We start from the raw sequence: 12,061 nt of genomic DNA, 5'->3' as shown, positions 1-12,061 counted from the left end.
CCGCCCGCCGCGCCGCCCCGGGTGGAGGGGCGGATCACGGTCGGCGACGAGGTGGCCGAGAAGGTCGCCGTGCTCGCCGCGCTGGAGGTCGGCGGGGTCTGCGCGCTCGGGTCGGGGGTGCGGGTGCGGTCCGCCGGCGACGCGGTGACGGTCGACGTCGGCATCGCCGTCGAGTACGGCCACGTGATCATGGACGTGGCGGCGGCGGTGCAGGCCGGCGTCGCGCGGATGGCCGGGCTGATGCTGGGCGCGCGGGTCGCCGCGGTCAACGTGACGGTCGAGGACGTCCGCCGCTCGCCGGGGCCCGGCTCCGGCGAGGCGGGCGCCGCGTCCGCTCCCCTCCCGCCCATGGGAACGGGCCTGGACGCAGGACGCGCGCGCTAGGCGGACCCCGCCCGCGTACCGAGCGGCCTCAGTCGTCAGGCGGGCCGTGCGTAGCAGTTCTGCATCGCCACGCCGACCGAGACGGTCGTCACCTTCACCCGCCGCACCAGTTGCGCGGCCACGCCCTTGAACCGGAACGTGTGCGGCCTGCCGCCCGACACCGTCGTCTGCTGCGCCTGCGGCGCGTGCCCCTTGATCGACAGCTCGGCGCGGATCGCGCCACTGGACGAGACCGTGATGGTGACGTCGACGCCGCCCTTGGCGGCGCGGTAGAACGCCGTCCCCTGCGGGCACCACCCGGTGCCGCCCGTGCCGTTCTGGTCGGGGATCTGCATGCCGCCGCCCTGCCCACCCCCTTGGCCACCGCCCGTGTAGGGCGAGCCACCGGTGTTCTGCGGGACGGGGTTGGTCGGGTTCACCGGCCCGCCGGAGGCGCCGGGGACACCGCCCAGGCCCGCCGAGGGCGACGTGCCGGGACTCGTCGTCCCCGCGGCGCCGGTGCCGTCCTTGTCCTTGTCGAGCAGCGGGACCAGGAGCACCACGATGGCGGCGGCCACGAGCAGCGCGGCGCCCCCGTAGCCGGCGATCCGGCCCCAGACCGAGCGCGCCCGCCGCGGCCCCGGCCGCCGCGGCCTCGTGGACTTCATCTCGCTCGTCTCCCCGGTCCGTGAACGTGACCGTTGAGGCTACCAACTCCGCGCATCCCCCACGTCCGCTCACGGGCGACGGGCCGCCGTGCTCAGGCCAGCAGCCGCCGGGTCAGCTCCGCCAGGCTCCGCGCCACCTCGGCGGGGGCGTGCCCTACGTGATCTCCACGAGCTGACGGGCCCCGGGGGGCGGGGCCCCGGCGGGGGGGGGGCGGGGCCGGGCGGCCCGGGGGGGGACGGGGGGGGGGGCGCGGGGGCGGGCACGGACGCGGGCGGCACGGGTCAGATCTGGACGCGGGCCTCGACGGCCTTCACGATCTCCTCGACGGCCTCGTCGATCGGCACGCCGTTCTTCTGCTCCCCGTTGCGGTACCGGAACGACACCGCGTCCTTCGCGACGTCCTCGTCGCCGGCGAGCAGCATGTAGGGGATCTTCTGCTTCTGCGCGTTGCGGATCTTCTTCTGCATCCGGTCGGAGGAGGAGTCGACCTCCACCCGGATCCCGCGCTCGCGCAGCCGCGCGGCCACCTGGTCCAGGTGCGCGACGTGCGCGTCGCCGATCGGGATGCCGACCGCCTGCACCGGCGACAGCCACGGCGGCATGGCGCCGGCGTAGTGCTCCAGCAGCACGCCGAAGAACCGCTCGATCGACCCGAACAGCGCCCGGTGGATCATGACGGGCTGCTTGCGGGTGCCGTCGGCCGCCTGGTACTCCAGCTCGAACCGCTTCGGCTGGTTGAAGTCGACCTGGATGGTGGACAGCTGCCAGGTCCGGCCGATCGCGTCCCTGGCCTGGACGGAGATCTTCGGCCCGTAGAAGGCCGCGCCGCCCGGGTCGGGCACGAGGTCGAGGCCCGAGTCGCCCGCCGCCTCCTCCAGCGCCGCGGTGGCCTCGGCCCAGTCCTCCTCGGAGCCGATGAACTTCTCCGACTCGTCGCGGGTGGACAGCTCCAGGTAGAACTCGTTGAGGCCGTAGTCGCGCAGCAGGTCGAGCACGAAGGTGAGCAGGTTCTTCAGCTCGCCGACCATCTGCTCGCGGGTGCAGTAGATGTGCGCGTCGTCCTGGGTCATGCCGCGGACGCGGGTGAGGCCGTGCACCACGCCGGACTTCTCGTACCGGTACACCGACCCGAACTCGAACAGCCGCAGCGGCAGCTCCCGGTAGGACCGCCCGCGCGCCCGGAAGATCAGGTTGTGCATCGGGCAGTTCATCGGCTTGAGGTAGTAGTCCCCGCCGTCCACCTCCATGGGCGGGAACATGTCGTCCTTGTACCAGCCGAGGTGGCCGGAGATCTCGAACAGGTTGCCCTTGGTGATGTGCGGGGTGTTGACGAACTCGTACCCGGCGTCCTCGTGGCGGCGCCGCGAGTAGTCCTCCATGACGCGGCGGACGACGCCGCCCTTCGGGTGGAAGACGGCGAGGCCGCTGCCGATCTCGTTGGGGAAGGAGAACAGGTCGAGCTCGGCGCCGAGGCGGCGGTGGTCGCGCTTCTCGGCCTCCTCCAGGAACTTCAGGTACTCGTCCTGCTTCTCCCGGGACTCCCACGCGGTGCCGTAGATGCGCTGCAGCTGCGGGTTCTTCTCGCTGCCGCGCCAGTACGCGCCGCCGGACCGCATCAGCTTGAACGCGGGGATGACGCGGGTGGACGGCAGGTGCGGGCCGCGGCAGAGGTCCTTCCAGCGCAGCTCGCCGGACTTGGCGTCGAGGTTGTCGTAGATGGTCAGCTCGGCGCCGCCCACCTCCACGTTCGCGCCGTCCGCCGCGTCCTCGACCGGGCCCGAGCCCTTCAGGCCGATGAGCTCCAGCTTGTACGGCTCGGCGGCCAGCTCGGCGCGGGCGTCCTCGTCGGAGACGGGACGGCGGGAGAACCGCTGGCCCTGCTTGACGATCTCGCGCATCCGCTTCTCGATGCGCTTGAGGTCGTCGGGGGTGAACGGCTCGGCGACGTCGAAGTCGTAGTAGAAGCCGTTCTCGACCGGCGGGCCGATGCCGAGCTTGGCCTCGGGGAACAGCTCCTGCACGGCCTGCGCCATGACGTGCGCGGCGGAGTGCCGCATGATCGCCCGGCCGTCGTCGGAGCCGATCTCGACCGGCTCGACGGCGTCGCCGTCGTGCAGTTCCCCGGCCAGGTCGCGCAGCTCGCCGTTGACCCGGGCGGCGATCACGGTGCGGCCGTCGGCGTCCAGTGCCTGCCCCGCGGTGGTGCCCGCCGGCACCGCCCGCTCGCTCCCGTCGAGGGTGATGCGCAGCTCAGACACGGTGGACACGGGTACTCCTCGGGATGGTGGGTTGGGATCAACGGGTTCCGATGCTATCGACTCGGGGTGTGCCCCGGACGCATCCGGCTCCATCGGACTGCTCCTGTCCTCCTCTGGGAGGCCCCGGAACGACCCCGGAAAGCGGTGAAGGCCCCGGGATCGCTCCCGGGGCCTTCACAGCGTGCGATGTCAGTGCATGCGGCCGTGGCGCCGGGGGCGACCCGGCGTCGTCGTCTCGAGCACGAGCGGTACGGCCTGCATGGGCCCATCGTAACCGACGCGGGCGGCGCCCGGCAGGGCGGTTTCCGCGGTCACGCGCGGGCCTCCCGCCTCGGCCGTTCGAGCCGGTCCATGTCCTCCAGCTCGCGCCCGCGCGTCTCCGGGACGGCCCGGATCACGAAGATGAACGCCAGCACGGAGAACGCGGTGTACAGGCCGTAGGCCAGGCTGAGCGAGAAGCCGGAGATGCCGGGGAACGTCGTGGTGACCAGCCAGTTGGCGATCCACTGCGCGGCGGCGGCGACGGCCAGCGCCGACGCGCGGATGAAGTTGTTGAACATCTCGCCGAGCATCACCCACACGACCGGGCCCCAGGTCGCGGCGAACGCGGCGACGAAGACGTTGGCGGCGACGAGCGCGATCGGCCCGGCGGCGCCGCTCAGCTCCGGCTTGCCGTCCACCACGTGGGCGGTCGAGAAGCAGGCCGTCAGCGTGCCGAGCGCCAGCGCCATGCCCGCCGCGCCGCCGAGCAGCAGCGGGCGCCGCCCGACCCGGTCGACGAGCGCGATCGCGACCAGCGTGAACGCCACGTTCACCACCGAGTTGATCACGGAGGTGAGCATCGCGTTGCTCTCGGAGAACCCGACCGCCTGCCACAGCGAGGACGAGTAGTAGAAGATCACGTTGATGCCGACGAACTGCTGGAAGACCGACAGCAGGATGCCGACCCATACGATCGGCAGCAGCCCGAGGCGGGAGCCGCGCAGGTCCCGCAGGTGCACGGCGCGGTCCTCGGCGATCGACCGGACGATGTCCTTGATCTTGCCGTCCACGTCGCCGCGGCCCATGACCCGCGCGAGCACCCGCTTCGCGTCGGTCATCTTGTGCTTCTTCACCAGGTAGCGGGGCGACTCGGGGATCGTCGTGGCGATCACGCCCCAGAACACCGCGGGCACGGCCGCGCTGGCGAACATCCAGCGCCAGGCGCCGCCGCCCCACGGGAACGTCCCGGTCGCGCCGCCCTTGGACACCTGGGCGATGACGTAGTCGACGACCAGCGCCGCGAAGATGCCGAGGACGATCGCCATCTGCTGGAGGGACCCGAGCCTGCCGCGCAGCTCGGCGGGCGCGATCTCGGCGATGTAGGCGGGCGCGATGACGGACGCGGCGCCGATCGCCAGGCCGCCGACCAGCCGCCACGCGGTGAGGTCGGCGGCGCTGAACGCGAACGCCGAGCCGAGCGAGCTGATCACGAACAGGGCGGACGCGGCCAGCATCACCTTCACCCGGCCGATCCGGTCGCCGAGCGGGCCGGCGAACCAGGCGCCCACGGCGCAGCCGAGCAGCGCGGCCGAGACCACGAAGCCGACGACGAAGCCGCTGAGGTGGAAGGTGTCCTTGAGCGCGTCGACGGTGCCGTTGATGACCGAGGAGTCGTAACCGAACAGGAACCCGCCGAGCGCCGCGGCTCCCGCCAGGAGCGCGGCGGTGGCGGCCGAGTGGGAAGGGCCTCCGTGCTCCTCGCCTACCGTGGTCTTCGATCCGCTTCCCGGTGTGCTCATGGAGCCGGATCTTCCCCGTAGAAAAGACCTTATGCGGCTGCGTTGCCCGTGCCCCACCCGTGAATGGCGGTTCCGCGACCGTGCGCTGGGACGGAGTTGGGCCGCGTTCCCGGAGCGCGCTCCGCGGCGGGGGCCCGTGCAGGGCCCCGCGCCCGGGCCCGTGTCGGGCCCCGCGTCACCAGTCCTCGGCGGACTCCGCGGTGAGGCGGACGAGTTCGCCGCCCGCGTCCAGGTCGTAGCGGCGCATGGTCGACAGCGGCGGCGAGTACACGTGCACGCTGACCGCGGGCGCGTCCGAGGTGTTGCGGACGTCGTGGACGTAGTCGGGTCCGAACGAGCGCACCTGCCCGGCGCCGACCTCGCGCCGGTCGTGCACGCGGTGCTCCTCGAGCGTGCCGAGGGCGACGGCGAAGGCGCCGGCGGAGCCGCCGTGGTCGTGGAAGCCGGTGGCCTGGCCGGGCAGCCAGCTGATCAGCCAGATCTCGTGGTCGGCGTCCTGGTGGAGGCGCTCGTACCAGCGGCCCTGCGGGTCGAGCCGGACCCGGTGGACCCACTCCTCCGGGTGGTCGGCCAGCGCGCGGGCGCGCTCGGCGAGCCGCGCCGGCGCGAACGGCGCACCCGCCTCCTGCGGGGCGGCCTGCGCGGGCGCGCCGGACCCGGGCGTGCCGGATTCGGGCGTGCCGGACTCGGTGGCGGTGACGGTCATCTGTCGCTCTCCTCGGCTGTGCTGTGGAACGTGCGGGAACGCGGCCGCGAGCGGGTGTCCGCTAGCGGAGCGTCCGGCGACACAGCGCGCTGGCCTGGAGGCGCAGATCGACGTGCAGGCGTTCGTGCAGTGCGGCGGAGATCGTCACACCACGAGGATGGGCCACAATTCCTATAAAGTCAATCGGGAAAGGCTGGAAGACGCCGCCCCGGCCCTGGGCAGCGGTGATACCAGCGGGGGCGGCCCGATCTCCCTCCCCGGAGGCAGGCGGCCGCGGCGCCGGGCGCTCTAGGCTCGCAGCGAGATGAACGAACCACACCGCCCCGGCGCCGGCGCGCGGCCCCGGCTGCTCGCCGGGGTCGCCTCCGCCGTCGTGCCCGGCCACGACGACCCCGCCGTCCCCCTGCTCCCCGGCCGGCTCCTGCTGCGCGTGCCGATCCTCGCCGTCCTGCTCGCCATGACGATCGGCTTCACGGCCGGGTCCATCGCGATCTCCATCTCGGCGTACCACGTGGACGCCGGGGCGGCCTGGCCGCTCGGGGTGCTGATGGCGACCCCGCTGATCTTCGCGGTCCGCTGGCCGCTCGCCGCCTGGCGCATCGCCGCCATCGGGCTGCTGGCCACCGTGTTCGTCCGGCACGGCACCGGCTTCATGCCGTGGCCGGTCACCGCGATCCTCGCGCTGGTCGTCATCCTGTTCTTCGCCGGGATCGGCTGCGACCGGCAGACGACCGTCGGGGTCGGCGCGGTGACGATCGTGGCGGTGCTGCTGCCCGCCGTGCTGTTCGGCATGCCGGGCTGGTTCGGCATCATCCTCGCCGGGATCACCGCGCTCGCGCTGACCTTCGGCGACGCGGTCGGCGGCCGCAGGTCCGCGGAGGAGGAGCTGCGCCGCCGCGAGGAGCAGCACCGGCAGGACCTGGCCCGGCAGGCGGTGCTGGAGGAGCGCGCCCGCATCGCCCGCGAGCTGCACGACGTCGTCGCCCATCACATGTCGGTGATCGCCATGCAGGCCGAGGCCGCCCCGTTCAAGATCCCCGACCTGCCGGACGCCGCCCGCGAGACGTTCGGGGTCGTGCGGGACGCGGCCCGCGAGGCGCTCACCGAGACCCGCCGCGTGGTCGGGCTCCTGCGCTCGGACGACGAGGGCGCCGAGCGCGCCCCGAGCCCGGGCCTGGACCGGCTCGACGAGCTGGCCGCGGCGGCCCGCAACTCCGGGCTGTCGGTCGCCACCGTGGTCGTCGGCATGCCGCGCCAGCTGGACGCCGGGGTGGACCTGTCGGCCTTCCGGATCGTCCAGGAGTCGCTCAGCAACGCGGCCCGGTACGCGCCGGGCTCGCGCGTCCACGTGGAGATCAAGTACGGACCCGAGGCGCTCGCGGTGACCGTCGACGACGACGGCCCGCGTGGGGTCCCGGACGGGTCGCAGGGCGGCGGGCACGGCCTGGTCGGGATGCGCGAGCGCGTCACCATGCTCGGCGGGACGCTGTCGGCCGGCCCGCGCGCGCCCGCCGGCTGGACGGTCGCGGCCGAGCTGCCGTACGGGGACTGATCGTTCCCCGTAGGGTGGCGTCGTGACGATTCGGGTGCTGATCGCCGACGACCAGGTGATGATCCGCGACGGGCTCGCGGCGCTGCTGTCCTCCGATCCGGAGATCGAGGTGATCGGGCAGGCGGGGAACGGGCGCGAGGCCGTGGACATGGCCCGCGCGCTGGATCCGGACGTCGTGGTGATGGACATCCGGATGCCGGAGATGGACGGCCTGGCCGCGACCGCCGAGCTGATCGGCGCGCCCGCCGGGACCGACGGCGGGGACCCCGCCGACGTGCGGCCGAAGGTCCTGGTGCTCACCACGTTCGACCTGGACGAGTACGTCTACGAGGCGCTCGGCGCGGGGGCCAGCGGGTTCCTGCTGAAGGACGCCTCGGCGGCCGACCTGGTGACCGGGGTGCGGGTGGTGGCCGCGGGCGACGCGCTGCTCGCGCCGTCGATCACGCGGCGGCTGATCGGCGACTTCGCGCGCCGGCGCCGCCACCAGCGGCCGAGCCCGACGGCGACGGCGGGCCTCACCCCGCGCGAGATGGACGTGCTGCGGCTCATCGCGCGGGGCCTGTCCAACGCCGAGATCGCCGCCGAGCTGGTGCTCGCCGAGCAGACGATCAAGACGCACGTGGGGCACGTGCTGACCAAGCTGGCGCTGCGGGACCGGACCCAGGCCGTGGTGTTCGCCTACGAGAACGGCCTCGTCGGCTAGCGCGGCCCGTTCCGGGCCCGGTCCCTCCAGGGCTCAGCGGGACGGGTCGAGGACGAGCTTGCCGGTGGTGCGGCGGGCGCGCAGGTCCTCGTGGGCGCGGCGGACCTCCGACAGGCCGTACTCGCCGCCGCCGACCACGCGCAGCCGTCCGTCGGCGGCCAGGCCGAACAGCTCGTCCAGCGCGGCGCGCATGACGTCGCCGGGCAGCTGGAAGACGTGCGCCAGCCACATGCCGGCGATCGTCGTGGAGTGCGACATCAGCGAGGCGGGCCGCACCGGCGACGGCTCCTTGCGGGAGGCCATGCCGTAGAAGGCGAGCCGGCCGAACGGCGCGAGCGCCTTCAGGCTCTGGTCGGTGACGGTGCCGCCGGTCATCTCCAGCACGGCGTCGACGCGGCGGCCGCCGTTGGCCTCGATGAGCGCGTCCTTCAGGTCGGGCTCGTTGGCGTCGATCGCGACGTCCGCGCCGAGCTCCAGGGCGAGGTCGCGCTTGTCCTTGGACGAGGCGGTCGCGATGACGCGCCCGGCGCCCCAGGCCTTGGCGAGCTGGACGGCGAGGGTGCCGACCCCGCCGGCGGCGGCGTGCACGACGACCGACTCCCCCGGCGCCAGGTGCACGCTGCGCCGCAGCAGCACCCACGCCGACGCGCCCTGCACGATCATGCCGAGCGCGGTGACGTCGTCGACGGCGTCCGGGACGTCCCAGGCCAGCGCCTCCGGCGCGACGGCCTTCTCGGCGTACCCGCCGGTGCCGACGAGCGCGACGACGCGGCGGCCGTCCGGGGTGGTGCCGACGACCTCGCCGCCCGGCACCATCGGCAGCGTCGACTCCGACAGGTAGCTGTTCTCGGCCTGGTGGGTGTCGGCGTAGTTGATGCCGGCCCGGGAGACGTCGACGAGCAGGTGCCCGGGCCCGGCGACCGGGTCGGGCAGCTCGGTGACGGTCAGCACCTCGGGACCGCCGAACTCGGTGATCTGGATCGCGCGCATGACTCTCCTGTTCGGTGCGTGGGCGCCTTCGTGCGGGGCGGGCGGGCTCAGCGCGGGCCCGGGACGCCGCGGAACTTGAACGGCTCGGACGGGCGGCCCGGGACGACGTACCACGCCTCGCCGGCGCCGTCGGCCTCCAGGATCCGCATGAACGCCTCGACGACGTCGTCCACCTGGAGGATCGGGAACCCGCTCTCCTGGAGCCGCCCCTTCATCTCGCCGAGGATCGCGGTGTCGGCGAACGACGGGCACAGCGCGTTCACCCGGATGCCCTCGGGCAGGTAGGTGGGGCCGAGCGCGCGGACGAGGCCGACGACCGCGGCCTTGTTCGCGCCGTAGACGGGGTCGAAGGGCGTCGCGGTGAGCGCGGCCATGCTGGCGGTCGCGATGATGTTCCCGCCGCCGCGGGCGCGGATCGCGGGCAGCGCGGCGTGCACGCCGTAGACGACGCCGTCGAGGTTGATGCCCATGGCGCGGCGGTACACCGCGGGGTCGAAGTCCTCGCCGAGGTCGCCCCCGCCGGCGACGCCCGCGTTGAGGAACGCGACGTCCAGGCCGCCGAAGCGCTCGACGGCGGCGGCGACGGCGGCCTCGCTGTCGGCGGGCTCGCGGACGTCGCAGCGGACGAACGCGCCGTCGAGCTCCTTGGCGAGCGCGCCGCCGGCCTCGGCGTCGACGTCGGCGAGCACGACCCGGGCGCCCTCGCGGGCCAGCCGGCGCGCGACCGACGCGCCGATGCCGTTGGATCCGCCCGTGATCAGCGCGACCTTGCCCGTGCCGTCGAAGGCTGCCATGGGGACTCCCTCCCAAGTAACTGACTCGTCAGTTACTCTAGCGGAATGGACTTCGGTTTGAGCGAGCGGGCCCAGGAGCACCTCGGCCGCCTCCAGGAATTCATGGACTCCCACGTCTACCCCGCGGAGCCGGTGTACGCGGCCCAGCGGGCGGAGCTGCGCGAGCAGGGCCGCGAGCACCACGTCCCGCAGGTCGTCGAGGACCTCAAGGTCGAGGCGCGCAAGCGCGGCCTGTGGAACCTGTTCCTCCCCGACAGCGAGGACCCGGCGCACGGCCTGAGCGTCACCGACTACGCCTCGCTCGCCGAGGTGACGGGCCGCTCCCCCAGCCTCGCCCCCGAGGCGACCAACTGCGCGGCGCCCGACACCGGCAACATGGAGGTCCTGCACCTGTTCGGCACGCCCGAGCAGAAGGAGCGCTGGCTGAGGCCGCTGCTGGACGGCGAGATCCGCAGCGCGTTCGCGATGACGGAGCCGGACGTGGCGAGCTCGGACGCCACCAACATCTCCACCCGCATCGAGCGCGACGGCGACCACTACGTGATCAACGGCCGCAAGTGGTGGATCAGCGGCACCGCCGACCCGCGCTGCAAGATCATGATCGTGATGGGCAAGACCGACCCGGAGGGCCACCCGTACCGGCAGCAGTCGATGGTGCTGGTGCCGATCGACGCCCCGGGCGTCGAGGTCGTCCGGCCGCTGCCCGTGTTCGGCTACCAGGACCAGCACGGCCACTGCGAGATCACCTTCACCGACGTCCGCGTCCCGGTGGAGAACCTCGTCGGCGAGGAGGGCGGCGGCTTCGCGATCGCGCAGGCGCGCCTCGGGCCCGGCCGCATCCACCACTGCATGCGCGCGATCGGGATGGCCGAGCGGGCGCTGGAGCTGATGTGCGAGCGCGCGGCGTCCCGCGTGGCGTTCGGCGGGCCGCTCGCCAAGCAGGGCGTGGTGCGCCAGCAGATCGCCGAGTCGCGGATGGCGATCGAGCAGGCCCGGCTGCTCACGCTGAAGACCGCGTGGCTGATCGACAAGCAGGGCGTGCAGGCCGCGCGGTCCGAGGTCGCGGCGATCAAGGTGATCGCGCCGCGGGTCGCGCTGGAGGTCGTCGACCGGGCGATCCAGGTGCACGGCGGCGCCGGGGTCAGCGACGACACCCCGCTCGCCGCCATGTGGGCGGGGCTGCGCACGCTGCGCCTCGCCGACGGGCCCGACGAGGTCCACGTGCGCTCGGTCGCGCGCGCCGAACTGGGCAAGTACCTCGGGAAATGACCGGAGGCACGGGGGACGCGGGAACGCGCGGGACGGTGCCCGCCGGCACGGAACCGGTGGGCACCGTACCTGCGGGCGCGGAGCCGACGGGCACCGGGCCGGTCGTGCGGCGGCGGATGCCGTACGCCCGGCGGCGCGAGCAGCTGCTCCAGGTGGCGCTGGCCGAGTTCGGCCGGCGCGGCTACCACCTCACGCAGATGGAGCACGTCGCCGCGGCCGCGCAGGTGTCCAAGGCGCTGCTGTACCAGCACTTCGTGTCCAAGGAGGAGCTGTTCGCCGAGGTCACGGAGACGATCGTCGGCGAGCTGACGGCGCGGCTCAACGAGGCGGTGCCCGCCGCGCACGGCACGGCGGGCGGCATCCGGGCGATGATCCGGGTGCTGTTCGACTACGCCACCGAGGAGCCGGACGCGTGGTCGCTGGTGGTCCGGCACCTGGACAAGCCGGAGGTCGGGCTGGAGCTGCGGGAGCTGCGCGACCGGCTCGGCACCGCGTTCGCCGACCTGCTGCTGCGCCGCCGCCGCGCCGACCCGAAGCTGTCGCCGGCCGCCCTCGCGGTGAACGAGCGGCGGGCGCGGCTGCTCGTCCCGCTGATGTACGGGTCGATGCTGTCGATGGTGTCGTGGTGGCTGGAGCATCCCGACACGCCGCGCGAGCGCGCCGAGCAGATGGCGCTGGAGTTCATCTGGCTCGGCCTGGACCGGCTGCGCACGGGCGAGCGGCTGCCCCGGGAGTGACGGCCGGACTGCGGCGGTAGGCCGGGGCCCGCGGCGGCGGCACGGACGCGGACGGGCGGTCAGCCCGCGGCGACCGGGCGGCCGAAGACGTCGTCGCGGGCGAGGTCCAGCGCGGTGAGGACGGCGCCGCGCAGCACCGCGTCCCCCTCGGGCACGGCGGCCGGGCGCACCACCGTGGCGGCCGGGCTCAGCTCGGCGAGCCGGTCGGCGACCAGCCCGGCGAGGCGGTCGCCGCCGCC

The 12,061-nt window shown here is 73.8% G+C and carries 11 protein-coding genes and 1 pseudogene; 5 read left to right on the top strand and 7 right to left on the bottom strand.

What is annotated here, in order from left to right; genetic code table 11:
* Positions 1–384, top strand: a 384-nt coding sequence (locus ABZ914_RS35215; RefSeq protein WP_500198559.1) for an Asp23/Gls24 family envelope stress response protein, incomplete at its 5' end; no start/stop codon positions are given.
* 35 nt (positions 385–419) lie between these two features.
* Here ABZ914_RS35215 and ABZ914_RS35210 read toward each other — a convergent pair.
* The 4 genes from ABZ914_RS35210 to ABZ914_RS35195 form a co-directional block, all read right to left on the bottom strand.
* Positions 420–1,031, bottom strand: coding sequence for a hypothetical protein (locus ABZ914_RS35210; RefSeq protein ID WP_500198557.1), 612 nt, complete (start codon positions 1,029–1,031; stop codon positions 420–422).
* Positions 1,032–1,313: 282 nt separating this feature from the next.
* On the bottom strand, positions 1,314–3,299 hold the full coding sequence (gene thrS / locus ABZ914_RS35205) for a threonine--tRNA ligase (RefSeq protein ID WP_387030564.1): 1,986 nt from the start codon (positions 3,297–3,299) through the stop codon (positions 1,314–1,316).
* A gap of 302 nt (positions 3,300–3,601) precedes the next feature.
* Positions 3,602–5,071, bottom strand: a complete 1,470-nt coding sequence (locus ABZ914_RS35200; protein WP_500198554.1) for a sugar porter family MFS transporter — start codon at positions 5,069–5,071, stop codon at positions 3,602–3,604.
* Between the two features lie 175 nt (positions 5,072–5,246).
* Positions 5,247–5,777: a cysteine dioxygenase gene (locus ABZ914_RS35195; protein WP_500198553.1), complete on the bottom strand. Its 531-nt coding sequence runs from the start codon at positions 5,775–5,777 to the stop codon at positions 5,247–5,249.
* A 304-nt stretch (positions 5,778–6,081) separates the two neighbouring features.
* Here ABZ914_RS35195 and ABZ914_RS35190 point away from each other — a divergent pair, with 304 nt between their 5' ends.
* A complete protein-coding gene (locus tag ABZ914_RS35190; protein WP_500198552.1) occupies positions 6,082–7,329 on the top strand; it encodes a sensor histidine kinase in 1,248 nt (415 codons plus the stop codon).
* A 22-nt stretch (positions 7,330–7,351) separates the two neighbouring features.
* The gene (locus ABZ914_RS35185) at positions 7,352–8,032 is read left to right on the top strand and encodes a response regulator (RefSeq protein WP_190856531.1); all 681 of its coding nucleotides are present in this window, start codon (positions 7,352–7,354) and stop codon (positions 8,030–8,032) included.
* Positions 8,033–8,065: 33 nt separating this feature from the next.
* On the opposite strand, the gene ABZ914_RS35180 is transcribed toward ABZ914_RS35185, so the two are convergent.
* Together ABZ914_RS35180 and ABZ914_RS35175 are read right to left on the bottom strand one after the other, a co-directional pair.
* Positions 8,066–9,022: a quinone oxidoreductase family protein gene (locus tag ABZ914_RS35180; protein ID WP_500198550.1), complete on the bottom strand. Its 957-nt coding sequence runs from the start codon at positions 9,020–9,022 to the stop codon at positions 8,066–8,068.
* A gap of 47 nt (positions 9,023–9,069) precedes the next feature.
* Positions 9,070–9,816 (bottom strand): SDR family oxidoreductase, encoded by a 747-nt coding sequence (locus ABZ914_RS35175; RefSeq protein WP_190856529.1) that lies wholly within the window; start codon positions 9,814–9,816, stop codon positions 9,070–9,072.
* 45 nt (positions 9,817–9,861) lie between these two features.
* Between ABZ914_RS35175 and ABZ914_RS35170 the strand changes: the two genes are divergently transcribed.
* Positions 9,862–11,085 (top strand): acyl-CoA dehydrogenase family protein, encoded by a 1,224-nt coding sequence (locus ABZ914_RS35170; RefSeq protein WP_190856528.1) that lies wholly within the window; start codon positions 9,862–9,864, stop codon positions 11,083–11,085.
* Between the two features lie 56 nt (positions 11,086–11,141).
* Positions 11,142–11,822, top strand: coding sequence for a TetR/AcrR family transcriptional regulator (locus tag ABZ914_RS35165; RefSeq protein ID WP_500198548.1), 681 nt, complete (start codon positions 11,142–11,144; stop codon positions 11,820–11,822).
* Positions 11,823–11,881: 59 nt separating this feature from the next.
* Here ABZ914_RS35165 and ABZ914_RS35160 read toward each other — a convergent pair.
* A pseudogene (locus ABZ914_RS35160) lies at positions 11,882–12,061 on the bottom strand (hypothetical protein); the annotation flags it as partial.

It is taken from the genome of Spirillospora sp. NPDC046719 (genome assembly GCF_040645715.1).
In the GTDB taxonomy this organism is placed as follows: domain Bacteria; phylum Actinomycetota; class Actinomycetes; order Streptosporangiales; family Streptosporangiaceae; genus Spirillospora.
The sequence above is the reverse complement of the archived record's forward strand: the minus strand, read 5'-3'. Positions and strand labels throughout refer to the sequence as shown.

Bases quoted from the DNA above. Each gene is read 5' to 3' on its own strand.
- ABZ914_RS35210 (WP_500198557.1), bottom strand. From the start codon at position 1,031: ATGAAGTCCACGAGGCCGCGGCGGCCGGGGCCGCGGCGGGCGCGCTCG.
- ABZ914_RS35200 (WP_500198554.1), bottom strand. From the start codon at position 5,071: ATGAGCACACCGGGAAGCGGATCGAAGACCACGGTAGGCGAGGAGCAC.
- ABZ914_RS35195 (WP_500198553.1), bottom strand. From the start codon at position 5,777: ATGACCGTCACCGCCACCGAGTCCGGCACGCCCGAATCCGGCACGCCC.
- ABZ914_RS35190 (WP_500198552.1), top strand. From the start codon at position 6,082: ATGAACGAACCACACCGCCCCGGCGCCGGCGCGCGGCCCCGGCTGCTC.
- ABZ914_RS35180 (WP_500198550.1), bottom strand. From the start codon at position 9,022: ATGCGCGCGATCCAGATCACCGAGTTCGGCGGTCCCGAGGTGCTGACC.
- ABZ914_RS35175 (WP_190856529.1), bottom strand. From the start codon at position 9,816: ATGGCAGCCTTCGACGGCACGGGCAAGGTCGCGCTGATCACGGGCGGA.
- ABZ914_RS35170 (WP_190856528.1), top strand. From the start codon at position 9,862: ATGGACTTCGGTTTGAGCGAGCGGGCCCAGGAGCACCTCGGCCGCCTC.